Source organism: Pantoea sp. SM3 (assembly GCF_000963995.1).
Classification (GTDB): Bacteria; Pseudomonadota; Gammaproteobacteria; order Enterobacterales; family Enterobacteriaceae; genus Pantoea; species Pantoea rwandensis_B.
Genome location: NZ_JZRD01000014.1, coordinates 81,334 through 104,923, shown reverse-complemented (window position 1 = coordinate 104,923; position 23,590 = coordinate 81,334). Strand labels below are relative to the sequence as shown.

The window sequence follows — 23,590 nt, the reverse complement described above, 5'->3', positions numbered from 1 at the left end:
ATACCCACCGGGCGTAAGCCATGCCAGTCTCTCCGCTCGATGTCAGAGGGAGAGACTGAAATGCACAAAGGATTATCGGCAGTGGTGTTGGCGGGCTTTGTTGTAACCGGTTGTGTCAACCCGCCGGTTCAGCAAGGTGCTGCGGATATCAGGCTACAGCTAGGGTTGCACTACCTGGCGGTGAAAGATTTTGCTGCAGCACAGCGTAATTTATTGCGCGCTGAGCGGGCAGCACCGCGAGATTATCGTGTGCCGTTGGCGCTTGCACGGCTGGCACAGGCGCAGCAGAATAGCGCGCAGACCCATTGGCACTACCAACGCGCCCAGCAGTTAGCGCCAGCGAATGGCTACATCGCTAACAATTACGGTGCGTTTCTTTGCGGTTTAAGGCAGTATGGCGAAGCGCATCAACAGTTTAAGCTGGCGATGGCTGCACAGGAAATCGAAGCTCGTCAGGATGCATTTCTGTTTTCGGGCTATTGTTACCTGCAGGCTGGAGAGAGTGCCTCAGCGCGCGAGTCTTTGAGCAACGCGCTGATTGCCGCACCGGAGCAGGGCAGTCAACTGCTTTTGGAAGTGGAAAGGCGGCTTGAACAGCAGGATCGCATGGCGGTTCCGCTGCTATTAGAAGTGTACCACCAGCGTTTGCCCGCAACGGCAGAGAGCCAGTGGTTACAAATACGTTTCGCCGCGCAACAGGGAAACGCTGCTGACGTTACACGTTATGGCGACCGGTTGGCGCGAAGTTTTCCACAATCGATACAGTACCAGCGTTATTTAGCTAATGAATACTGAAGCCACTCAAGAGAATTCTGCAGTACATTCCACAGGTGAACGCCTGCGTCTGGCCCGTGAGCAGATGGGGCTGACTCAGCAAAATGTCGCTGAACGCCTGTGCCTGAAACTTTCTACCGTACGAGACATTGAAGAAGATAAGTCGCCAGCTGATTTAGCTTCGACGTTCTTGCGCGGTTACATTCGTTCTTATGCTCGTCTGGTGCATGTGCCGGAAGATGACCTGTTGCCGATGATGGCGAAGCAGGCTCCCGTGCGCGCGGCCAAAATTGAGCCAATGCAGAGCTTCTCGTTAGGTAAGCGGCGTAAAAAGCGTGATGGCTGGTTGATGATTTTCACCTGGTTGGTGATTTTTGTCGTCATCGGTCTGACCGGCGCGTGGTGGTGGCAAAATCATAAAGCCTCGCAGGCCGATCTGGTCTCAATGGCTGACCAGAATGGCAGCAGCAACGATAACAGTCAGTCTATTCCGCTGGGTGAAAACAGCACTGACAGCGCGACCGACAGTGATACCAATGCCGCCGGTACGCCGGTGGATAACGGTGCCGGTGCGGTTGCGACACCGAGTACCAGCAACAACGCCGCTTCGGCAGCCAACACCACTGCGCCTGCGACCAGCAGCGATAACGCCGTGGTTTCGCCGAGCCAGGCACCGATCGATAACGCACCGCCAGCAGCCACCTCTCCGGCACCTGCCAACAGTGTACCGGCAGGTCAAATGCCGACCAGCAACGCGGCGGTCAGTCAGCCTGCGGGCGACCCAAATGCGGTTGTGATGAATTTCAAAGCCGATTGCTGGCTGGAAGTCACCGACGCCACTGGCAAGAAGCTGTTCAGCGGATTGCAACGTAGCGGCGGTAAGCTCAGCTTGTCCGGAACGGCTCCGTATCGTCTGAAAATTGGCGCACCGAGTGCGGTTGACGTGCAATATCAGAATCAGCCCGTTGATTTAAGTCGTTTTATCCGTAATAACCAGGTTGCCCGTCTGACGCTGGGTGCGCAATAACGCGCAGCGCGCTTTCCGGGTAATTGTGGAGAGAGAATATGCATAACGAAGCACCCATTATCCGTCGCAAATCAACACGGATTTACGTCGGCAAGGTGCCGGTTGGTGATGGCGCGCCCATTGCCGTTCAGTCAATGACCAACACCCGCACCACGGATGTGGACGCCACGGTTAACCAGATTCGCCAGCTTGAGCGTGTCGGTGTCGATATCGTGCGCGTCTCTGTTCCAACCATGGATGCGGCGGAAGCGTTCAAACTGATTAAGCAACAGGTCAATGTGCCGCTGGTGGCGGACATTCATTTTGACTATCGTATCGCACTGAAAGTCGCCGAATATGGCGTCGATTGCCTGCGCATCAACCCCGGCAATATCGGTAACAATGAGCGTATCCGCCAGGTAGTGGATTGTGCCCGCCATTACAACATTCCTATTCGTATCGGCGTGAATGCCGGTTCACTGGAAAAAGATCTGCAGGAAAAATACGGTGAGCCAACGCCACAGGCGCTGCTCGAATCCGCGATGCGCCATGTTGATCACCTTGATCGCCTCAACTTTGATCAGTTCAAAGTGAGTGTAAAAGCCTCTGACGTATTCCTTGCCGTTGAATCCTATCGTCTGCTGGCAAAAGCTATCGATCAGCCACTGCATCTCGGTATTACCGAAGCGGGTGGCGCGCGCGCCGGTTCAGTAAAATCAGCGATCGGCCTGGGCTTGCTGCTGGCGGAAGGGATCGGCGATACGCTGCGCATCTCTTTGGCGGCGGATCCGGTGGAAGAAGTCAAGGTCGGTTACGACATTCTGAAATCGCTGCGCATTCGCTCTCGCGGCATTAACTTTATTGCCTGCCCAACCTGTTCACGTCAGGAATTTGATGTGATCGGCACGGTGAATGCGCTGGAAGAACGTCTCGAAGACATCATCACGCCAATGGATATCTCGATTATTGGTTGTGTGGTGAACGGTCCTGGCGAAGCCACGGTTTCCACCATGGGCGTGACCGGCGGCAGCCGCAAAAGTGGTTTCTATGAAGACGGCGTGCGCCAGCGCGATCGCCTCGATAACGACAACATGATCGACCAGCTGGAAGCACGTATTCGTGCCAAGGCCAGCATGCTGGATGAAAGCCGCCGCATTAACGTGCAGCAGCTGGAAAAATAAAGGACGGTGCGCGCCCGCCGCGCGCCAGTTTGTGATTGAACCTGTGCGGTTTCATCCTCATAAGGTATGATGCCGGACAGGTTTTTTTGTATTAAGAGATTCTAACGTGGCGAAGAATATTCAAGCGATCCGTGGGATGAACGACTACCTGCCGGCGGACACCGCGATTTGGCAGCGTATTGAGGGCACCCTGAAGCAGGTGCTGGCCAGTTATGGCTTTAGTGAAATCCGTTTGCCGATTGTAGAGCAGACCCCGCTGTTTAAACGCGCTATCGGTGAAGTCACCGATGTGGTTGAAAAAGAGATGTACACCTTTGACGACCGCAACGGTGAAAGTCTGACCCTGCGTCCGGAAGGCACGGCGGGCTGTGTGCGCGCCGGTATTGAGCATGGTCTGCTGTACAATCAGGAACAGCGTTTGTGGTACATCGGTCCGATGTTCCGCTATGAGCGTCCGCAGAAAGGCCGTTACCGCCAGTTCCATCAGATTGGTGCGGAAGTGTTTGGTCTGCAAGGCCCGGACATCGATGCTGAACTGATTATGATGACCGCGCGCTGGTGGAAAGCGTTAGGTATCGCTGAACACGTGAGTCTCGAACTCAACTCTATTGGTTCACTGGAAGCACGCGCAAACTACCGCGATGCGCTGGTGGCCTTCCTTGAGCAGCATAAAGACAAACTGGATGAAGATTGCAAACGTCGTATGTATAGCAATCCGTTGCGTGTACTCGACAGCAAAAATCCTGACATCCAGCTGTTGCTGAACGATGCGCCGACGCTGAATGAATATCTCGATGAAGACTCACGCGCGCACTTCGACGGGCTGTGCAGCCTGCTGAATGACGCGGGTATTGCTTACACCGTGAACCAGCGTCTGGTGCGTGGCCTCGATTACTACAACCGCACCGTGTTTGAGTGGGTGACCAACAGCTTAGGTTCACAGGGCACCGTCTGTGCCGGTGGACGCTACGATGGTCTGGTTGAACAGCTGGGTGGTCGCGCTACGCCAGCGGTCGGTTTTGCCATGGGTCTTGAGCGTTTGGTATTGCTGGTTCAAGCGGTTAATCCAGAATTTGAACCGACGCGCATTGTTGATGTCTATGTTATCGCTTCGGGGCAGGGCGTTCAGTCCGCCGCGATGCAACTGGCGGAAAAACTGCGTGATGCAGATCCGGCGCTGAAGCTGATGACCAACTTCGGTGGTGGTAACTTCAAGAAGCAGTTTGGCCGTGCAGACAAGTGGGGCGCACGCATTGCGCTGGTGCTGGGCGAAGACGAAGTGAAAGCGGGCCAGGTGGTGATTAAAAACCTGAGCACTGGCGATCAACAAACCGTTGCCCAAAGCGAAGCCGCTGCGACATTGCGCACGCTGCTGCAGTAAACGCAGCACTGCAACAGCCATTTAAAGGAGAGGGATTGCGTGGAAGTTTACAGCAACGAAAACGAACAGGTTGACGCACTGCGTCAGTTCTTTGCGAATAACGGCAAAGCGCTGGCTGTGGGTGTGATCATCGGCATTGCTGCACTGGGTGGCTGGCGTTTCTGGACCAGTCATCAGGATGGTGCGGATAAAGCTGCGTCGGCACAGTATCAACAACTGACCACCGCGATGCAGGCGGACAAGCCGCAAACGCTGGAAGCGGTTGCCGCCTTTGCCAATGAAAATAACAACACTTATGGCGCACTGGCTTCGCTCGATTTAGCGAAACAGTACGTTGAAGCGAATCAGTTAGATAAAGCCATTACGCTGCTTCAGAGCGGGCTGAAAGATACCAAAGATGCCAACCTGCAGGCGGTGATTAACCTGCGTCTGGCGCGCATTCAACTGCAGCAAAATCAGGCCGATGCCGCACTTTCAACCCTTAACAATGTTAAGGGTGATGGCTGGACAGCCATTATTGCGGACATTCGTGGCGAAGCACTGCTGAGCAAAGGCGACAAGCAGGGCGCACGTGATGCCTGGAGCAAAGGTGCTGAATCGCAGGCCTCTCCTGCGTTGAAGCAAATGCTGCAGATGAAGATGAATAACTTAAGTTAAGCCAGTCAAGAGAGCGCACATGGAATTACGTAAATACCTGCTGCCAGGGCTGATTTCAGTCACTCTGCTCAGCGGTTGCTCGCTGTTCAGCGGCGAAGAAGATGTAGTAAAAATGGCTCCGCTGCCGAAAGTGGAAAACCAGTTTACGCCACAGACTGCCTGGAGCACCTCTGTGGGTGATGGCGTTGGCGATTTCTATTCCAATCTGCATCCGGCCTGGCAGGACGGCACCGTCTATGCGGCCGACCGCTTTGGCGTAGTAAAAGCCCTGGATGCCAGCAACGGTAAAGAGAAATGGAAAGTCGATCTCTCTGAGAAAACCGGCTTCTTCTCGAAAAACATCTCAGCTCTTCTCTCTGGCGGCATCACCGCTACCAGCGATCGCATCTATATCGGCAGCGAGCGCGGCCAGGTCTTTGCACTGAACAATAGCGATGGCAGCATCGCCTGGCAGACGAAAGTCGCCGGTGAAGCGTTGTCGCGTCCAGTCGTGAGCGATGGCCTGGTGCTGATCCACACCAGCAACGGTATGTTGCAGGGGCTGGACCAGAGCACTGGCGCGATCAAGTGGAGCGTGAACCTCGATATGCCTGCGCTGTCACTGCGCGGTGAATCTGCGCCGACCGTGGCATTCGGTGGTGCGATTGTCGGTGGTGACAATGGCCGCGTGAGCGCAGTGATCATGAACCAGGGGCAGTTGATTTGGCAGCAGCGTATTTCGCAGCCAAGCGGCGCAACAGAGATTGATCGTCTGAGCGATGTGGATACGACGCCAGTTGTGGTTAACGGTGTGATCTACGCGCTGGCTTACAACGGCAATCTGACCGCGCTGGAACTGCGTTCAGGCCAGATTCTGTGGAAACGCGAAATCGGCGGCGTGAAAGACATGGTGGTTGATGCGGGTCGTATTTACCTGGTCGATCAGGATGACCGTGTGATTGCCCTCAATGCCGACGGTGGCGTGGCCATCTGGCGTCAGAGCGATCTGCTGCATCGCAACCTGACTTCACCAGCGCTGTTTAACGGTTATCTGGTGGTCGGCGATAGCGAAGGCTATGTGCACTGGATCAACACCCTGGACGGGCGCTTTGTTGCGCAGCAGAAACTGGACAGCGATGGCTTCCAGACTGACCCGGTGGTTGCGGGTGACAAGCTGCTGATCCAGGCGAAGGGCGGCGAAGTTTACGCCATCACTCGTTAAGATTAGGCTTTGCAGGAACCGGCTTCCTGCTCGCTAATACGGCTCCTGATTCGTCAGGGGCCGTTTCGTTTTTAGTCAGGCATGGTATTCTTAGCGCCTTCAGCCTGACGCCTTCTGGCAAATGTCGTTATAATCACGCCATTCGGGCGATTTATTTTTAAAACTGAGGCAAGTGTTATGGTACCTGTGGTCGCGCTGGTTGGGCGTCCCAATGTGGGAAAATCTACGCTATTTAACCGCTTAACGCGCACTCGTGATGCGCTGGTAGCGGATTTTCCTGGACTGACTCGCGATCGCAAATATGGTCGCGCCGAAGTGGAAGGGCGCGAATTCATTGTTATTGATACCGGCGGTATTGATGGCACCGAGGAAGGCGTCGAAAACCGCATGGCAGAACAATCGCTGCTGGCGATTGAAGAAGCGGATGTGGTGCTGTTCCTGGTGGATGCGCGTGCGGGTGTGATGCCGGCCGATCAACAGATCGCCAATCACCTGCGTTCGCGCGAAAAAGCCACCTTCCTGGTGGCGAACAAAACTGACGGTCTCGATCCTGATGCCGCCGTGCTGGATTTCTATGCGCTGGGCTTGGGTGACATTCATCCGATTGCGGCTTCGCACGGTCGCGGTGTGAACAACCTGCTTGAAGCTGCGTTGCTGCCATGGATGGAAGAAGCCGTTCCAGAAGTGGAGTTGACGGAAGAAGAAGAAAACGCCGCTTACTGGGCCGCGTTAGAAGAAGAAGAGGACGAGAAGGCGCTGGCGGAAGAGGAAGAAGAAAACTTCGACCCAACCACATTGCCGATCAAACTGGCTATCGTTGGCCGTCCTAACGTCGGCAAGTCAACGCTGACTAACCGCATCCTGGGTGAAGACCGCGTCGTAGTTTTCGACATGCCGGGCACCACGCGTGACAGCATCTACATTCCAATGGAACGTGACGAGCGCGAGTATGTGTTGATTGATACCGCGGGTGTGCGTAAACGCGGAAAAATCACTGAAACCGTAGAGAAATTCTCTGTCATCAAAACGCTGCAGGCCATTGAAGATGCCAACGTGGTGATGCTGGTGATTGATGCACGTGAAGGCATTTCCGATCAGGATCTCTCACTGCTCGGCTTTATCCTGAACAGCGGTCGCTCATTGGTGATCGTGGTCAACAAGTGGGATGGCATGACGCAGGAAGCGCGTGATGAAGTGAAAGAGATGCTGGACTTCCGTCTGGGCTTTATCGATTTCGCGCGCATTCACTTTATCTCGGCGCTGCACGGCAGTGGCGTAGGTAACCTGTTTGAATCCGTGACCGAAGCTTACGACTGCTCGACCAAACGTGTCGGCACCGCGATGCTGACGCGCATCATGACTATGGCTTCTGACGACCATCAGCCGCCGCTGGTGCGTGGTCGCCGCGTGAAGCTGAAGTATGCCCATGCCGGTGGTTACAACCCACCGATCGTGGTGATTCACGGTAATCAGGTGAAGGACCTGCCCGACTCCTACAAACGTTACCTGATGAACTACTTCCGTCGTTCACTCAACGTGATGGGTACACCGATTCGCATTCAGTTTAAAGAAGGCGACAACCCGTACGCGGGCAAACGTAACCTGCTGACACCGACGCAGCAGCGCAAACGCCAGCGACTGATGTCGCATCTGAAGAAGAACAAGCGTTAATCTGAAGAGGGCCCTGATGCGGCCCTTTTTTTCGCCCTCACCGCACGATTCCAGCGACATATCCCACTCTGACTTCTTCTTAACATCAAAAATTACACTTTGATTCAGCCTCATATTTATTAATAACTTATGACTGGTTTTGTAGCAAAAATGCTATTGCCCAGTAACTCCTTCGTTATGGATGTTCACTTTCTAATGAACCAGGTGGTACAATCCTGCCGCCTTGTAGCGAGAATCACTCTTACCTGCGATGTGTCCTTGCTCACAAGCGCCGAATTACGGGCATTGCACCCGTACCAATAGATATAAAATAAAGCGTAACGGATTGGTTCCTGTCCCCCATCGTTGGCAGGAGCATTGTTACCGGCTACAGCCTGTTAGCCGGCACCAGCGCGTTATTTTTTTCAGGAGAGTTTTTGTTATGGCAGAAAATTCCGCTCGTCCCTGCAAAGGGTTGAGTATCTGGTCTGTATTGTTCGGGCTGGTCCTGCTGGCTGTCGGTCTGTTCTTCGCGATCGGCGGTGGCAAGTTGGTCGCTCTGGGCGGCAGCTGGTACTTCCTCATTTCCGGTATTGTGATGTTGCTGTCGGCGATTCAGTTCTTCCGCCGCAAATCATCCGCCGTGACCCTGTTTATTCTGGTCTTCGTTGGCACCCTGATTTGGGCGCTGTTCGATGCGGGCTTCCATTTCTGGCAGTTGGTTTCACGCCTGATGGTACCTGCGGGCCTGATGCTGCTGGCCTTCCTGACCTGGCCAGCGCTGCGTAAACGCGAAGGCAAAAACTCTCTGGCCAAAGTTTCTTATGTGCTCTCAGCGGTCATCGCCGTCGGCATGGTGGTCACTTTCGTGCAGATGTTCCAGCCGCACCCAACCGTCGCGTTCGACGGCAAACAACTGCCGCTGATTCCTGTCGACAAGTCTAAGCCACAGCAAGACTGGAGCAGCTACGGCCGTACGCCTGAAGGTGACCGTTTTGCGGCGATCGACCAGATCACCCGTGACAACGTCAAAGATCTCCAGGTTGCCTGGACCTTCCACACTGGCGATACCCCAATCAGCCCAACCGGTAACGGCGCGGAAGATCAGCAAACCCCGCTGCAGGTGGGCAACACCCTTTACCTTTGCACCCCACACAACAACGTGATTGCGGTTGCAGCGGATACCGGTAAGCAGATCTGGAAGCGTGAAATCAACGCACAGGCTGAAGTGTGGAACCGCTGCCGTGGTCTGGCGTATTTCGATGCGACCAAACCGGTACAGCAGCCAAGCCAGCCGGGCTCAACACCGGTTCCTGCGCCAGTGCTGGCGGCAGGTGATACCTGTCAGCGTCGTATTCTGATGAACACCATCGATGCGCGTCTGATCGCTATCAATGCTGACAACGGTGAGTTCTGTGAAAACTTCGGCGACCACGGTGTGGTTGACCTGAAAAAAGGTCTGGGTAAAGCGCCCGATCCGCAGTATCAGCTGACGTCTGCACCACAGCTGGCCGGTACCACCGTGGTGGTTGGGGGTCGTGTGGCAGATAACGTCCAGACCGATATGCCTGGCGGCGTACTGCGCGGCTTTGACGTCATCACCGGTCAAATGCGTTGGGCGTTTGACCCAGGCAATGATGACCCGAATGCCATCCTGATGCCGGGCAAAGACTACACCCGTAGTACCCCGAACTCATGGGCACCGATGTCCTACGACCCGGCGATGAACACTGTGTTCCTGCCAATGGGTAGCTCGTCGGTGGATCTGTGGGGTGCGAATCGTACCAAACTGGATCACACCTACGGCGCATCAATTCTGGCGCTGGATGCGACTACCGGTAAGCAAAAATGGGTTTATCAGACCGTACATAACGATCTGTGGGACTTCGACCTGCCAATGCAGCCGAGCCTGGTCGACTTCCCAATGAAGGATGGCACCACTAAGCCTGCCGTCGTTATCGGTGCAAAAACCGGTATGATTTGGGTGTTGGACCGTCTGACCGGCAAGCCTTTGACCAAAGTTGAAGAGCAGCCAATGCCGCAGGGCCACATCCCGAACGAGCAGTATACCAAAACGCAGCCGCACTCAGTGGAGATGCCAAACATTGGCAATCAGAAACTGAACGAGTCTGACATGTGGGGTGCAACGCCGTTCGATCAGCTGGTGTGCCGTATTGCCTTCAAAGGCATGCGTTACGATGGCCTGTTCACCGTTCCGGATACTGACAAGTCACTCAGCTTCCCAGGTTCACTGGGTGGTATGAACTGGGGCAGCATCTCGTTTGACCCGAACAACCAGTACATGTTCGTCAACGACATGCGTCTGGGCCTGTGGGTGCAGATGATTCCTCAGGACACCAGCAAAGATGCAGCCAGCAATGGCGGTGAAGCGATCAACACGGGTATGGGCGCCGTTCCGTTGAAAGGCACCCCTTACGCTGTTAACAAAAACCGCTTCATGTCTCCGCTGGGCATTCCGTGTCAGGCGCCGCCGTTCGGTACCTTGTCAGCCATCGACATGAAAACCCGTCAGATCGTGTGGCAGGTGCCAGTCGGTACTGTGCAGGATACCGGTCCATTCGGTATTAAGATGCGTGCACAAATGCCAATCGGCATGCCAACGCTGGGTGGCACCTTAGCAACTCAGGGTGGCCTGGTGTTCATCGCCGGTACGCAGGATTACTATCTGCGCGCTTTCGATAGCTCAACCGGTAAAGAAGTGTGGAAAGCACGTCTGCCAGTCGGCAGCCAGGGTGGCCCAATCAGCTACGTTTCGCCGAAAAATGGCAAACAGTACATCCTGATCTCCGCAGGTGGCGCACGTCAGTCACCAGACCGTGGTGATTACGTGATTGCTTACGCGCTGCCAGACAGCAAGTAAGCCTCAGTAAGAAGAAAGGCCGACATCATGATGTCGGCCTTTTTTTTTTTTTAACCTTCCGTGGCGTACTTCACTCCTTAAGGTACCTTATTCACTGCTGCTTGGAGGGGCGACGGCTTTTTTGACCTCCTTTTCTTCCAGCTTCCCTGGCTCTTTCAGGATCGTTTCTGAAATTACCCCCACTGACTTTGCCGCCAGCACTGCCGGCTTCCCTGGCGCGCTCCGGGTCCTCTGCAAAGTTCCCGGCACCACCTCGTTGCTTTTTTTGTGTCATAGCAAAGACCTCATCTAAGGGTGTTTTCTTCGACGTGGACTAGCTAGCCACATTAATGATTATAGTCAGTAAGTTACAGGTTGCCTTGGGAGATCTCCGAGTTCTTCACTGGCCGTCGCGCCAAAGTGCTTCTAATTCAGGCGAGGCTGCGGTTTCAGGAATCAAAATCACGATAGAGCCCGCTTCATGATGGGTGGCATAGGTGATTTGAATACGAAAATAACGCTGATCGCCGCGTCCAAGATTCGCCGCCTGATCTTCCGGTTCCCCCAACGGTAATGCCTGCTCCAGCACGTTACACACCCGCTGTTTTTGCGGTTCTGGCAGTTGTGCCAGAGTAAAGCGGCGCTCGCCTCGCAGGTTGGGGATAAAAGCAATGCCGCCTTCACGCGCCAGTTCGATAATGGCGTCATCAGTCAGTTGAATATTCACGTTACGCCTACCTGTTGCCAGGCGGATTGAATTGCTTCCGCCACCGAGCGGTTAAATCGCTTGCCACCATGTTCAATGGTGAAACGGGCAAAGGTACTGAAGTCGGCATCCTGCGGCAGCGTCTTGTCGCAGAGCGTGTCATACCAGGCATGACCCGCCAGCTCCCAGGCAAAGCCGCCTAACGCCTTCGCGGCGAGATAAAAAGCGCGATTTGGAATGCCTGAGTTGAGATGGACACCGCCGTTGTCATCACGTGTCTCTATGTAATGATCCATATCCGCCGGTTGCGGGTCTTTGCCGAGTTTCGGATCATCGTAAGCCGTGCCTGGTGCGGACATCGAGCGCAGCCCACGCCCCTTAATGCCGGCTGCTAACAAGCCCTCACCAATCAACCAGTCAGCCTGATCGGCCGTTTGCTGCAGGTGGAACTGCTTCACCAGCGAGCCAAACACATCAGACATCGATTCATTCAATGCACCGGATTGCTGGAAGTAAACCAGTCCCGCTTCGTTTTCCGTCACGCCATGGGTGAGTTCATGCGCCACCACATCCAGCGCAATAGTGAAGCGATTAAAGATCTCGCCATCGCCGTCACCAAATACCATCTGCTGACCGTTCCAGAAGGCGTTCTGATACTCCTTGCCGTAATGCACGGTGCCATCCAGCTTCAGGCCTTTGTTATCCAGTGAATTGCGCTTGAAGATTTGCCAGTAGAAATCGTAGGTGATGCCGAGATAATTCCAGGCTTCTTCAGCCGCCACATCGCCATTGCCCGGCTGGCCTTCATCGCGGATCAAGGTGCCGGGCAGATTTTGCATATTTTCAGCATCATAGATGGCACGCAGCACGGTTCCGGGCTGTGAGGTGGCCGCGCTGGCCGCTTTATGGTTGTGTTCAGCCATCAGTTGCTGAACATGGGTTAGGGTGCGGCGAGCAGACTCCTGCGGCGCACCCGAACAATGGTCAATAATATTGCGAAGAATATACGGAGGAATAACGCTGTAGGTCATATTAACTCCTGGCCGTGAGGGAACATGCCAGAAGTATAGTTTTTCAGCTAGGAGCGTGCTTTACGGGGGCGTGATTTCTGCGGTTCAAGTGCGGTCACCTGGCTTTCCACCCAGCCGTCATCGAGGCGGGTGCGCAGTAAATCACCTTTATGCAATTGCTGGGTTTTCTTCACCAGTTGGCCTTGCGTATCCGTGGTCACGCTAAACCCGCGAGCCAGTGTGGCGAGCGGACTGACGCCCTCCAGTTGCGCGGCCAGATTACCAAAGCGCTGACGATTGTGATTCAGCTGCTTCTCCATGCCCTGTTGCAGGCGATACTGCCATTGCTGCATCTGCTGCTGTGCACGCAGGATGCGGCCCTGCGGTTGCTGATTATTGAGGCGCTGTAACATACGATCCTGCTGGCGATTAGCCACGCGCAGGCGCTGATCCATCGCTTCACCGAGGCGACGTTGCAACTGGAACAGTGTGGTTTGCTGGCGTGCCAGACGCAACTGTGGATGTTGCTGCTGCAAACGATGTTGTAGGCGGGTAAAACGGCGTTGCTGCTCTGCAATGTAGAAATCCATTGCCATTTCCATACGCTGCTGCTGTGACTGCAAACGGCGCAGCAGTTCGATCTGATTGCGGCTCACGACTTCTGCCGCCGCAGATGGGGTAGGGGCGCGCAGATCGGCGACAAAGTCGGCGATGGTGACGTCTGTCTCGTGGCCGACGGCACTGACGATCGGCAGGCGACTGGCAAAAATAGCACGCGCCACGCGCTCATCGTTAAAACTCCACAAATCCTCCAGCGAGCCGCCGCCACGGCCGACAATCAGCACGTCACACTCATCACGCTGGTTCGCCAGTTCAATGGCACGCACGATGGCTGCGGGCGCATCGACACCTTGCACTGGCGTGGGATAGATAATCACGGGCAGCGAAGGATCGCGGCGATGCAGCACGCGCAGCACGTCATGCAGCGCCGCGCCGGTCGCGGAGGTGATGACGCCAACCTGACGTGCCGGATCGGGCAGCGGCTGTTTGAACTGCTGATCGAACAACCCCTCTGCCGCCAAACGTGCTTTTAGCTGTTCGAACTGCTGCTGCAACAAGCCTTCACCCGCTGGATGCATGCTTTCGATAATCAGTTGATAGTCGCCACGCGGTTCATACAGCGTAATGCTGGCGCGCACCAAAACTTGCTGACCATGCTGGGGACGGAAGGTGACGCGGCGGTTGCTGTTTCGGAACATCGCGCAGCGAACTTGTGCGCCATCATCCTTTAAGGTGAAGTACCAGTGACCGGAAGAGGGCTGGCTAAAATTTGAGATCTCAGCGCTGAGCCACACCAGGCCCATCTCATTTTCCAGCAGTTGGCGCACCGTGGTATTCAGGCGGCTGACAGTAAAAATATTGGCGGTTGGCGGTAGCGACATGTGATGTAGATCAAATTTTAAATCAGAGGGTTAATCAACCGATACTACATTGCTCACCCGAAGGATCAAGACTTTTTCCTAAAAAACACTGGAGGCAATCGATTTCGGCCTGTATAATGCCGCGGCAATATTTTATCTGTTTTAATCGTCCCCAGGTGGAGATATTGCAATGCTAAGAATCACTAAAGAAGCCCTCACTTTTGACGACGTTCTGCTCGTTCCAGCTCACTCCACTGTCTTACCGAACACCGCTGATCTCAGCACCCAACTGACGAAAAACATCCGTCTGAACATCCCTATGCTGTCTGCTGCTATGGACACCGTGACCGAAGCCGGTCTGGCAATTGCACTGGCGCAGGAAGGTGGTCTGGGCTTTATCCACAAAAACATGTCGATTGAGCGCCAGGCGGATGAAGTTCGCAAAGTGAAAAAACACGAAAGTGGCGTAGTGACCGATCCGCAAACTGTGCTGCCAACCACCACGCTGGCGGCAGTGCAAGAGCTGACCGAGCGCAACGGCTTTGCGGGTTATCCGGTTGTGAACACCGACAACGAACTGGTCGGTATCATCACCGGTCGTGACGTGCGTTTTGTGACGGACCTGAGCCTGCCAGTTTCCGCTGTGATGACGCCGAAAGAGCGTCTGGTCACCGTTAAAGAGGGTGAAGCGCGCGACATCGTACTGCAGAAAATGCACGAAAAACGTGTTGAGAAAGCGCTGGTTGTGGATGATAGCTTCCATCTGCTGGGCATGATTACCGTTAAAGATTTCCAGAAAGCAGAGCGTAAACCTAACGCCTGTAAAGATGCGGAAGGCCGTCTGCGTGTGGGTGCTGCGGTTGGTGCGGGCGCAGGTAACGAAGAGCGTGTTGACGCGCTGGTTGCTGCGGGCGTTGACGTTCTGCTGATCGACTCTTCTCACGGTCACTCTGAAGGCGTTCTGCAGCGTATCCGTGAAACCCGTGCGAAGTATCCAGACCTGGACATCATCGGTGGCAACGTGGCGACCGGTGCAGGTGCATTGGCACTGGCCGAAGCGGGCGTGAGCGCGGTGAAAGTGGGTATCGGCCCTGGCTCAATCTGCACCACGCGTATCGTGACTGGCGTAGGTGTACCACAGATCACCGCCGTTTCTGATGCGGTTGCTGCGCTGGAAGGCACCGGTATCCCGGTTGTGGCTGATGGTGGTATTCGTTTCTCAGGTGACATCGCCAAAGCGATCGCCGCAGGCGCGGCCGCGGTGATGGTCGGTTCTATGCTGGCGGGCACTGAAGAATCTCCAGGCGAAATCGAGCTGTATCAGGGCCGTTCGTTCAAATCTTACCGTGGTATGGGTTCACTGGGCGCGATGTCTAAAGGCTCATCTGACCGTTACTTCCAGACCGATAACGCGGCTGACAAACTGGTACCAGAAGGTATCGAAGGTCGCGTAGCGTACAAAGGCCGTCTGAAAGAGATCGTGCACCAGCAAATGGGCGGTCTGCGCTCTTGCATGGGCCTGACCGGTTGCCCAACCATCAACGATCTGCGTACTAAAGCCGAGTTCGTGCGCATCAGTGGCGCAGGTATCAACGAAAGCCACGTGCATGATGTGACCATCACCAAAGAGTCACCGAACTACCGCATGGGTTCATAATCCCGTAAGATTCAACGCCCGGCACCTGCCGGGCGCTTTTATTATTAAGTCCATCCCAATGGAAACGCCTCAATGACGACTGAAAATATTCATAAACATCGCATTTTGATCCTCGATTTTGGTTCTCAGTATACGCAGCTGGTCGCGCGCCGCGTGCGTGAGCTGGGCGTCTACTGCGAACTCTGGGCGTGGGATGTCACCGAAGAGCAGATTCGTAGCTTCAATCCAAACGGCATCATCCTTTCTGGTGGCCCGGAAAGCACCACTGAGCTGAACAGCCCACGTGCACCAGAATACGTGTTCAATGCTGGCGTACCGGTGCTGGGCGTGTGCTACGGCATGCAGACCATGGCAATGCAGTTGGGCGGCAAGGTTGAAGGCTCCAACGAGCGTGAGTTTGGATATGCGCAGGTTGAAGTGCTGACCCAGAGCGCACTGGTGCGTGACATCGAAGACGCCATCAGCGCTGCCGGCAAACCGTTGCTGGACGTGTGGATGAGCCACGGTGACAAAGTGACCGCCATCCCAGCAGGTTTTGAAACGGTTGCCAGCACCGAAACCTGTCCGTTCGCCATCATGGCTAACGAAGAGAAGAAATTCTACGGCGTGCAGTTCCACCCAGAAGTGACGCATACCCGTCAGGGCCTGCGCATGCTGGAGCGCTTCATCCGTGACATCTGCGGCTGTGAAGCACTGTGGACCCCAGCTAAGATCATCGAAGATGCGGTAGAGCGTATTCGTGAGCAGGTCGGTCAGGACAAAGTGATCCTGGGCCTGTCAGGTGGCGTGGATTCCTCTGTCACCGCGATGCTGCTGCACCGTGCCATCGGCGATCGTCTGACCTGTGTGTTCGTAGATAACGGCTTGCTGCGTTTGAACGAAGCTGAGCAGGTCATGGACATGTTTGGCGACCACTTTGGTCTGAACATCGTTCACGTTGCCGCTGAGAATCGTTTCCTTGACGCACTGGCGGGCGAGAACGATCCAGAAGCCAAGCGTAAGATTATCGGCCGCGTGTTCGTGGAAGTGTTCGACGAAGAAGCGCTGAAGTTGACTGACGTGAAATGGCTGGCACAAGGCACCATCTATCCAGACGTGATCGAGTCTGCTGCTTCTGCTACCGGCAAGGCACACGTGATCAAATCGCACCACAACGTGGGCGGTCTGCCGAAAGAGATGAAGATGGGCCTGGTTGAGCCGCTAAAAGAGCTGTTCAAAGACGAAGTGCGTAAGATAGGTCTGGAACTGGGTCTGCCATACGCCATGCTGTATCGCCATCCGTTCCCAGGTCCAGGTTTGGGCGTGCGTGTCCTCGGCGAAGTGAAGAAAGAGTACTGCGACCTGCTGCGTCGTGCGGATGCCATCTTCATCGAAGAACTGCATAAAGCTGACCTGTACAACAAAGTTAGCCAGGCCTTCACCGTGTTCCTGCCAGTGCGCTCTGTTGGCGTAATGGGCGACGGTCGTAAATATGATTGGGTTGTTTCACTGCGTGCAGTAGAAACCATCGACTTCATGACCGCGCACTGGGCACACCTGCCGTACGATTTCCTCGGCCGTGTCTCCAACCGCATCATCAACGAAGTGAACGGCATTTCTCGCGTGGTTTACGATATCTCTGGTAAGCCACCGGCCACGATTGAGTGGGAATGAGGCTATTATTTAACCTATTGTTTTAATCTATTTAGTGAGTGCCATTGATGATATTAACTACATTATCAATGGCATTTTTCATGGTATAAGGCCGGCGCTGAATCGAAGATATAGCAAATACCATGTGACCGTATCAGCAAATGCCATGGTATCGACAACCCGGTGCAGTGCTGTGCTGATGCGATCGATGCCCGCTTTTGGTCAGAACAGCTCTCTCGACCCAAACCTCCAGATCCTTAAATATGTGCCAGAGGAGCACCTCGTGATCGAAATTGTGAACAAGACAGCCGCCGCTCGGAATCGAAGTCTCCATATGGGTGAATAAAGTTTGCGGAAAACACGCTGAGAAAATAGAAAAGCTTCAATGACGGAACATAGCAATGGCGATTAACGGAGAGCACGGTGTTAGTGCAGTCACCGTGGATGAACTACTCAAGCAAGGCCTTCGGATACCGAACTATCAACGCCCATACAGTTGGGAAGTAACAACCGCTCTACAACTGGTGGATGATCTCAGCGAAGCTCTTCAAGATACCGAACGAAAAAAGATTCCCTATGTTTTGGGTGCAATCATTCTTCACGATGATGGTGAGTATCTCAATGTAGTCGACGGACAGCAACGTCTGCTGACTTTGCGAATGATTCTTGCGGCCTTAGATCCGATAAATCATCAGATTTCGGTGTCTGGTAACAGCGAAACCCCTGTCTCCCTTGTTTGGATGGAGCTTCAAAGGCGCCTGTCGCATTTGGAAGATAAAAAAGAGTTTTTGGATTTTATCTGTCACAAATGTCAGTTGGTGCGCATTGTGACGGACGATATTGATGAGGCATTTCGTGTCTTTGATTCCCAGAACTATCGCGGCAAACCGCTTGCCCCTCACGATTTACTCAAAGCACACCACCTGCGCGAAATGTACGATGAGTCCGCTGCTATGAAAGTGGCTGTCGTTGAGGCTTGGGAAGCCGTAAAAGATGAGGATCTGGACAGGCTTTTTTCTACTTTTTTATACCGGATATCCAAGTGGTCACGAGGCGAAAGCTCGCTCGAATTTGCTATTCGGGACATCGGCATGTTCAAGGGAATTTCATCACGATCCCCCAGATCATTTTCGCCAAATCTGCGATATCACCTTGCAGCACAAGCCGCTATGCCACTTCTAAGTGCATGGGCAGTGTCCTCTACACATGATGCACGAAATGCCGGGCGCAGCCGCTTTCAGCTTGATGCCCCGATAATCGCTGGGCGCTCATTTTTCGAGATGGTGACATTCATGCTTGACGAATTGAAGATATTGGAAAAAGAGGTTATCGACAGAGGTTTCAAAAACTTTGGCCCATCTCAAAGTCGCTACCGCTACGTGTACGAATTGTTCATTGCCGCGCTGCTTTGCTATACAAACAAGTTTGGCGATGAAGATGTGGATGAAGTGCGAAATAGGTTATTCGCATGGGCATATGCCTTGCGGGTCGAATTACTTCGTGTGCAATTTGTATCTGCTGACAACCGAGCGCGAGGTAAAAACGATGCAAATAAATCGCCTTTTGTTTTGCTACGCAATGCGATGACTGGAAGTGTTGTCCGCAAACTTCCAATAGCAAGTCAGCCATACAACGATAACCACGAAAAGGAACTCGTTGCTTTTATCAAGGGGCTGCAATGAGCAAGAAGGAGTTGAAACCCGAACTGCTAACAGTAGGCAAGCTATTCACGGGCAATTATCTGATTCCTATTTATCAACGGAACTATGCTTGGCGGGCCGAACAGATTGAGCAACTCATCAGCGATATTCAAGACTCGGTGGTTGGGGGCCAGGGCGGCTATTTTCTTGGGAACCTTGTTGTAATCAAGCGGGGTAGAGAGGACGAGTTCGAGGTCATAGATGGACAACAACGACTTACAACCCTCTATCTGCTTCTGACCTTCCTGGAGCAAGACGGTGAGGGTGAGAAGCCGTCGGTTGGCCATGCAGGCCACTTGCAATATGAGTCGCGCTCACGGGCAGCGGAAGCCCTGCGGCGAGTAGCACAGGAGGCGGCTAAGGAGCACGTCCGACCGCAGGGCTCCACGAGTAATGCAGATGCTGGCATCCATGAAGGCTACAGCATCATCAATCAGTTCTTCAAACAAAATGAAACCCTTAATCGCTCACGCGAAAAATTCTCCGATTTCTTGCTAACGAAGGTGACTGTCGTCCGTGCCTCGCTGCCATCCAATACCGACCTCAATCGCTACTTCGAGATCATGAACACTCGTGGGCAGCAACTCAAGCAGGTTGATATAGTTAAGGCTCGCCTGATGAGCAAGCTGCCCAATCAATATGAACGCGAATGCTTCGCGTGGGTTTGGGATGCCTGTGCTGACATGGATTCTTATGTCCAGATGTCTCTGACCCGTGGTGACACCAGTTTGCGAAACAAAGTATTTGGCGATGAATGGTCCTGGCTGGAGGTGACCAGCTTCGCGTCGCTAATGGAAAGTCGTCCGCAATCCGGCATCAATTCATCAAGGCAATCCTCCGAGGGGGTATCGTTGTCCTTGGATGAGGCGTTGTCAAAATACGCTAAAGAGATCGAGTCAAATTCCACTGAAGACGAGGGCAACGAGCGGTTTCGTTCGACTATTGAGTTTCCGGCCTTTCTGTTACACGTTCTAAGAATTATGAAAGGCGATGAGGTCGAAGACGAAGGCCAGCTTGACGATAAGCGTCTCATCAAGTCATTTGACGACGCCGTAAATAATGTACCTGATGCTAAAGCCGATTGGGTGCGTAGCTTTGCATTCATGCTTCTCAAGTGCCGCAACCTCTTCGATGGCTTCATCTTGAAGCGTCAATTCACGGCGAACATCGGTGACGATGGCGATTGGTCTCTCCAGCGATTGAAGAAAGGCGGCGCGGACAAGAAGCCAACCCCGACGTACATCCATGTTTTCTCGGGAAGCAATGGAAACTTAGAGGAGGACGGCGGTGCTGACCCACATACCCGAGATGTATTGCTGCTTCAGTCCATGCTTCGGATTACCTACACTTCTCCGCGAACGATGCACTGGATTACCAAAGTTCTTCGCTGGCTATCCGTTAAAGCCCCTCAAGACACGAAACATGCGGATCTTGCCGATTTGTTGAAGGGGTATGCCCGCAGCAAGGTTAAAGAGACATTCCCCTTTGAGGAAGATCAGCAACCACAAGGGTTTGGTATCAGCCGTATCGTCTTTTCGTATCTCGACTATCTTCTGTTGAGCGATTCCTCAAAACGAGATTTCAAATTTCAGTTCAGAACTTCCATTGAGCACTTTTATCCACAGCATCCGGACAAAGAACAGTCGGGCGCGGTTGTTTCAGGTTCTAGCCTTAACCTGCTTGGCAACCTTGCGCTCGTAAGCGTCAGCGCGAACTCAAAATTCAGCAATAGCCTTCCCAGAGCGAAGGCCGAAACCTTCAAGGGTACGATTGAACTTCAAAGTCCCAAGCTCAAGAGAATGGCGGAAATCACTCGAAATACAAGCTGGGACGATCAGCAGATAACAGCACATCATGAAGAGATGGTGACATTGCTTCGTGATGATGTAAGTCTGGTGGAGGCAAGCGGAAGATCCTACCCGGGGCATTGACTTCTTTGAATAACCGCTTTTGGACGAATGTCCCTTGTGGAGTGCAAGTTGTCAGTCTAAAAGCGTTTTGCGTCGGACGACACGATCAGTACAGCTTCAAGGTTTTCTTACCATGGTATTTTTGTGTGGTATCGACATGCAAATAAAATGATATTCTTTTGATTTTATAGTGTTTTAATGTGGCATTGAGCATCGGGTGGGAATGATTTCCGTTAACTGAATCGCCTATCAAGCCCGCTTAAATGCGGGCTTTTTCTTTAGGGGTGAGGGATAAGCCTCACGCCAGCTGCACGGGTAATCTCTGTAAGGGTAGTGAGCGTTGGATTTCCTTTTTCAGAGAGTGTCTTGTACAACTGCTGGCGCGACAATCCGGACTTGCGAGATATTTCGCTAATGCCACCTCGGGCTTCAACAACCCGGCGAAGGGCGATCAGAAAGGCAGCAATCCCGCCTTCTTCGTAGATGTCTTCCAATGCTGTTTGCAGGTAGATTTCAGCGTAATCAGGGTTTGCTCGCAGCTCTGCTACCATCGCATCGTCGTGGCTGACTGCTGTTTTCTTTGGTACAGATTGATTGATGATAGTCATGCTGTTACCTCGTTTGATATTCACGCCAAAATTTTACGGCTTTTGCTAAGTCTTGTTTTTGGGACGCTTTATCTCCCCCAACAAGAAGCAAAATTATCCTATCTCCATCAAGTGCGTAGTAGACGCGATAACCGGGGCCATAATTGATTTTTAATTCCCACACACCCTCTCTTTCAAATCGGTAGTCGCCAAAATTTCCACTCTCAGCGCGATCCACTCGGGTATCAATTTTTGCCGCAGCGCGAGGATCCTTTTTCCTTAATTTGATTATCCATTCGGTATAGGGAACTTTGCCATCAGCATCCTGATAACGTTGGGTGGTATACAGCATAGCGTCCTCGCAAGCATTCAATCCAGCAAAAATTGTCTTTTATAAGCGACATTGACGCAAGGCAAGGGGCAAATAAGAGTGCGCAACTGCGAGATGCATTCCAATCTCTTGTGTGTAACCAACATCAGTTTTCACAACGATTTGCCCTATCGCATAGTTAGTGAATACAAACTCACCTAAACCCATGCATGATGACGGGTGAATGATTACTCATCAGGATGCCGTCGATGCTGCCATTGAAAGCCTTTCTACTCTCTTTCCTCTGTATTGTGTTGCTCTCGCTGGCAGCCAGCCTGGCGCAGGCCACGCGCACCGGTGAGTTGACCAGCGAGCGCGGTGGTTGGGCGACGGCGCGACGGGATTCGGCCGGGTTAGCGCCGGACCCACACCAATATATCAATCTGGCTATTGTGCAGGTCTATGCCGCGCCCACCTATGGTTGGAAGGGCGCTGTCGCGGTACATCCGTGGATTATTTTTAAGCGTGCCGGGGAGACGCAGTACAACCGTTACGAAGTGATCAGCTGGGGCAGCGGGGATAAGGTGCGTCGCAACGCAAACCTGCCGGATGGATACTGGTACGGCGCAAAACCGCGCTTGCTGGTGGAGCATCGTGGTAAGGAAGCCGAAGCGATGATTCCGCAGATCGAAGCGGCGATAAAATCCTACCCATGGCCAACGACCTATCACGCGTGGCCGGGACCGAACAGTAACACCTTTATGGCGCACATTGGCCGTGAAGTGCCTGCGTTGAAGCTGGATTTGCCTGCCAATGCTTTAGGCAAAGATTATCGCTCTCTGCTTCATCCAATTGGATTACCACCGTCGGGGCGCGGGTTACAGGTGTCCTTGCTGGGTGTGTTAGGCGTCACCCTGGGGGCGGAAGAAGGGCTGGAAGTGAATGTGCTGGGATTGAATCTGGGGCTGGACTTCACGCCATTTAAACTGCGCTTGCCGTTTATTGGCGGGATTGGGCAAGATAATCTGCAAAAGGACAATCCGTGATTGTCTGCGTTCACGTCGTGCAATAAATTGCGTAATGCCATTCACTTAAGCCTGTAAGCGCTTTTTAACCCGGTACGCATGAATGCGCACTCTACGAAAACCGCACCAAACAATGTAAGGGCGTCATTAACCGCACCGAGCAATGTAGGGCGTCATTCATGGCGATCAAAACCAGGCATAACACAATAAATTACGCCGCTATGGCAGGGTGCACTGACCAGAAGCGGCGCTATTTATCGCGTAACGGAAGCATCAGCACACGCCGAAATCGCCCTCTTCATGATACAAATTCACGCTATCTGCTCTGACCTCGATCTTACGTTTGATGGGATCGTCAATACGCGCGCACCATAGCAACTCACCTTCCACCCGTGTGACCTGCATCTTTGGGCCACCGGTCTTCGACTGCACAAAATCATCAACTTTAAACATGCTGTTTCTCCCTCAGGTCAGTGATAGCGCTAAGTGTATATGCGCTTGAACTCAGGCGCGCTCGATTTTGTGCGCTGTTTTCCAACAACAATATAAGCATGGATTCTCAGGACACTTCTTGTTTTTTCTCGCCTTAAATACTGCTGACATAACCTCTGAATATTCGTGATGGTTGTCAATTGACAACCATAAAATCAAAGTATAAGGTGGCATGCAATGTCAGAACGGAAGCGACACCCGCACAAAGAGATTGAGAGCGTTTTACGTTATGCGGAAGTTCAGGGATGGAAAATTGTGCAAGGTGGGCATCATGCGTGGGGCAAAATGTATTGCCCGGAGAATTCAGCAGAGTGTCGATGCGGTGATTTCTGTATTACCTGCATTTGGAGCACGCCTAAGAGCCCTGAAAATCATGCCAGGATGTTAAAGCGAGTGGTGGATAACTGCTCAAGAGTGAAACGATAAGGAT

At 53.2% G+C, this 23,590-nt stretch carries 21 protein-coding genes; 14 read left to right on the top strand and 7 right to left on the bottom strand.

What is annotated here, in order from left to right:
• Positions 1-60: 60 nt before the first annotated feature.
• The 8 genes from pilW (at position 61) to VI01_RS09360 (ending at position 10,731) form a co-directional block, all read left to right on the top strand.
• The gene (pilW, locus tag VI01_RS09395) at positions 61-795 is read left to right on the top strand and encodes a type IV pilus biogenesis/stability protein PilW (protein WP_045814919.1); all 735 of its coding nucleotides are present in this window, start codon (positions 61-63) and stop codon (positions 793-795) included.
• Positions 785-1,801 carry a cytoskeleton protein RodZ gene (gene rodZ / locus VI01_RS09390; RefSeq protein ID WP_045814918.1) on the top strand — a complete coding sequence of 339 codons (1,017 nt, stop codon included), beginning with the start codon at positions 785-787 and terminating at the stop codon, positions 1,799-1,801. Before pilW ends, rodZ begins: the two co-directional genes overlap by 11 nt.
• Positions 1,802-1,839: 38 nt before the next feature.
• The gene (gene ispG, locus VI01_RS09385) at positions 1,840-2,961 is read left to right on the top strand and encodes a flavodoxin-dependent (E)-4-hydroxy-3-methylbut-2-enyl-diphosphate synthase (protein WP_034825671.1); all 1,122 of its coding nucleotides are present in this window, start codon (positions 1,840-1,842) and stop codon (positions 2,959-2,961) included.
• 106 nt (positions 2,962-3,067) lie between these two features.
• Complete coding sequence (hisS, locus tag VI01_RS09380) at positions 3,068-4,342, top strand: histidine--tRNA ligase (RefSeq protein ID WP_038645415.1); 1,275 nt, start codon at positions 3,068-3,070, stop codon at positions 4,340-4,342.
• A 39-nt stretch (positions 4,343-4,381) separates the two neighbouring features.
• Entirely contained in the window at positions 4,382-4,999 is a 618-nt protein-coding gene (locus VI01_RS09375; protein WP_045814917.1) for a YfgM family protein, read from the top strand.
• A 19-nt stretch (positions 5,000-5,018) separates the two neighbouring features.
• A complete protein-coding gene (gene bamB / locus VI01_RS09370; RefSeq protein WP_038645419.1) occupies positions 5,019-6,200 on the top strand; it encodes an outer membrane protein assembly factor BamB in 1,182 nt (393 codons plus the stop codon).
• Positions 6,201-6,377: 177 nt separating this feature from the next.
• A complete protein-coding gene (gene der, locus VI01_RS09365; protein ID WP_034825679.1) occupies positions 6,378-7,871 on the top strand; it encodes a ribosome biogenesis GTPase Der in 1,494 nt (497 codons plus the stop codon).
• A gap of 421 nt (positions 7,872-8,292) precedes the next feature.
• Positions 8,293-10,731 (top strand): glucose/quinate/shikimate family membrane-bound PQQ-dependent dehydrogenase, encoded by a 2,439-nt coding sequence (locus VI01_RS09360; protein ID WP_045814916.1) that lies wholly within the window; start codon positions 8,293-8,295, stop codon positions 10,729-10,731.
• A 91-nt stretch (positions 10,732-10,822) separates the two neighbouring features.
• On the opposite strand, the gene VI01_RS09355 is transcribed toward VI01_RS09360, so the two are convergent.
• From VI01_RS09355 to xseA, 4 genes are all read right to left on the bottom strand, one after another.
• Entirely contained in the window at positions 10,823-11,005 is a 183-nt protein-coding gene (locus VI01_RS09355; RefSeq protein ID WP_045814915.1) for a general stress protein, read from the bottom strand.
• A 105-nt stretch (positions 11,006-11,110) separates the two neighbouring features.
• A complete protein-coding gene (locus VI01_RS09350; protein ID WP_045814914.1) occupies positions 11,111-11,437 on the bottom strand; it encodes a protealysin inhibitor emfourin in 327 nt (108 codons plus the stop codon).
• On the bottom strand, positions 11,434-12,447 hold the full coding sequence (locus VI01_RS09345; RefSeq protein ID WP_038645425.1) for a M4 family metallopeptidase: 1,014 nt from the start codon (positions 12,445-12,447) through the stop codon (positions 11,434-11,436). The genes VI01_RS09350 and VI01_RS09345 overlap by 4 nt, the downstream gene beginning before the upstream one ends.
• A 47-nt stretch (positions 12,448-12,494) precedes the next feature.
• Positions 12,495-13,868, bottom strand: a complete 1,374-nt coding sequence (xseA, locus tag VI01_RS09340; protein WP_045814913.1) for an exodeoxyribonuclease VII large subunit — start codon at positions 13,866-13,868, stop codon at positions 12,495-12,497.
• 169 nt (positions 13,869-14,037) lie between these two features.
• Between xseA and guaB the strand changes: the two genes are divergently transcribed.
• The 4 genes from guaB (at position 14,038) to VI01_RS09315 (ending at position 20,767) form a co-directional block, all read left to right on the top strand.
• Positions 14,038-15,504, top strand: coding sequence for an IMP dehydrogenase (gene guaB / locus VI01_RS09335; RefSeq protein WP_034825688.1), 1,467 nt, complete (start codon positions 14,038-14,040; stop codon positions 15,502-15,504).
• Positions 15,505-15,576: 72 nt separating this feature from the next.
• Positions 15,577-17,157 carry a glutamine-hydrolyzing GMP synthase gene (gene guaA / locus VI01_RS09330; protein ID WP_038645431.1) on the top strand — a complete coding sequence of 527 codons (1,581 nt, stop codon included), beginning with the start codon at positions 15,577-15,579 and terminating at the stop codon, positions 17,155-17,157.
• A gap of 380 nt (positions 17,158-17,537) precedes the next feature.
• On the top strand, positions 17,538-18,818 hold the full coding sequence (locus VI01_RS09320; protein WP_045814911.1) for a DUF262 domain-containing protein: 1,281 nt from the start codon (positions 17,538-17,540) through the stop codon (positions 18,816-18,818).
• Positions 18,815-20,767, top strand: coding sequence for a DUF262 domain-containing protein (locus tag VI01_RS09315; protein ID WP_045814910.1), 1,953 nt, complete (start codon positions 18,815-18,817; stop codon positions 20,765-20,767). Before VI01_RS09320 ends, VI01_RS09315 begins: the two co-directional genes overlap by 4 nt.
• A 257-nt stretch (positions 20,768-21,024) precedes the next feature.
• On the opposite strand, the gene VI01_RS09310 is transcribed toward VI01_RS09315, so the two are convergent.
• Positions 21,025-21,354: an addiction module antidote protein gene (locus tag VI01_RS09310; RefSeq protein ID WP_045814909.1), complete on the bottom strand. Its 330-nt coding sequence runs from the start codon at positions 21,352-21,354 to the stop codon at positions 21,025-21,027.
• Positions 21,355-21,358: 4 nt separating this feature from the next.
• Positions 21,359-21,685 carry a type II toxin-antitoxin system RelE/ParE family toxin gene (locus VI01_RS09305; protein WP_045814908.1) on the bottom strand — a complete coding sequence of 109 codons (327 nt, stop codon included), beginning with the start codon at positions 21,683-21,685 and terminating at the stop codon, positions 21,359-21,361.
• Positions 21,686-21,912: 227 nt separating this feature from the next.
• Between VI01_RS09305 and VI01_RS09300 the strand changes: the two genes are divergently transcribed.
• Positions 21,913-22,689, top strand: coding sequence for a DUF3750 domain-containing protein (locus VI01_RS09300; RefSeq protein WP_045814907.1), 777 nt, complete (start codon positions 21,913-21,915; stop codon positions 22,687-22,689).
• A gap of 252 nt (positions 22,690-22,941) precedes the next feature.
• Here the strand turns inward: VI01_RS09300 and VI01_RS09295 are convergent, their stop codons facing one another.
• On the bottom strand, positions 22,942-23,121 hold the full coding sequence (locus VI01_RS09295) for a hypothetical protein (protein ID WP_045814906.1): 180 nt from the start codon (positions 23,119-23,121) through the stop codon (positions 22,942-22,944).
• A gap of 216 nt (positions 23,122-23,337) precedes the next feature.
• Here VI01_RS09295 and VI01_RS25730 point away from each other — a divergent pair, with 216 nt between their 5' ends.
• Entirely contained in the window at positions 23,338-23,586 is a 249-nt protein-coding gene (locus tag VI01_RS25730; RefSeq protein ID WP_071845604.1) for a hypothetical protein, read from the top strand.
• The last annotated feature ends 4 nt before the right edge of the window (positions 23,587-23,590 follow it).

Coding starts and splice junctions, on each gene's coding strand:
- pilW (WP_045814919.1), top strand. CDS start 61: ATGCACAAAGGATTATCGGCAGTGGTGTTGGCGGGCTTTGTTGTAACC.
- rodZ (WP_045814918.1), top strand. CDS start 785: ATGAATACTGAAGCCACTCAAGAGAATTCTGCAGTACATTCCACAGGT.
- ispG (WP_034825671.1), top strand. CDS start 1,840: ATGCATAACGAAGCACCCATTATCCGTCGCAAATCAACACGGATTTAC.
- bamB (WP_038645419.1), top strand. CDS start 5,019: ATGGAATTACGTAAATACCTGCTGCCAGGGCTGATTTCAGTCACTCTG.
- der (WP_034825679.1), top strand. CDS start 6,378: ATGGTACCTGTGGTCGCGCTGGTTGGGCGTCCCAATGTGGGAAAATCT.
- VI01_RS09360 (WP_045814916.1), top strand. CDS start 8,293: ATGGCAGAAAATTCCGCTCGTCCCTGCAAAGGGTTGAGTATCTGGTCT.
- VI01_RS09355 (WP_045814915.1), bottom strand. CDS start 11,005: ATGACACAAAAAAAGCAACGAGGTGGTGCCGGGAACTTTGCAGAGGAC.
- VI01_RS09345 (WP_038645425.1), bottom strand. CDS start 12,447: ATGACCTACAGCGTTATTCCTCCGTATATTCTTCGCAATATTATTGAC.
- xseA (WP_045814913.1), bottom strand. CDS start 13,868: ATGTCGCTACCGCCAACCGCCAATATTTTTACTGTCAGCCGCCTGAAT.
- guaB (WP_034825688.1), top strand. CDS start 14,038: ATGCTAAGAATCACTAAAGAAGCCCTCACTTTTGACGACGTTCTGCTC.
- guaA (WP_038645431.1), top strand. CDS start 15,577: ATGACGACTGAAAATATTCATAAACATCGCATTTTGATCCTCGATTTT.
- VI01_RS09320 (WP_045814911.1), top strand. CDS start 17,538: ATGGCGATTAACGGAGAGCACGGTGTTAGTGCAGTCACCGTGGATGAA.
- VI01_RS09315 (WP_045814910.1), top strand. CDS start 18,815: ATGAGCAAGAAGGAGTTGAAACCCGAACTGCTAACAGTAGGCAAGCTA.
- VI01_RS09310 (WP_045814909.1), bottom strand. CDS start 21,354: ATGACTATCATCAATCAATCTGTACCAAAGAAAACAGCAGTCAGCCAC.
- VI01_RS09305 (WP_045814908.1), bottom strand. CDS start 21,685: ATGCTGTATACCACCCAACGTTATCAGGATGCTGATGGCAAAGTTCCC.
- VI01_RS09300 (WP_045814907.1), top strand. CDS start 21,913: ATGCTGCCATTGAAAGCCTTTCTACTCTCTTTCCTCTGTATTGTGTTG.
- VI01_RS09295 (WP_045814906.1), bottom strand. CDS start 23,121: ATGTTTAAAGTTGATGATTTTGTGCAGTCGAAGACCGGTGGCCCAAAG.
- VI01_RS25730 (WP_071845604.1), top strand. CDS start 23,338: ATGTCAGAACGGAAGCGACACCCGCACAAAGAGATTGAGAGCGTTTTA.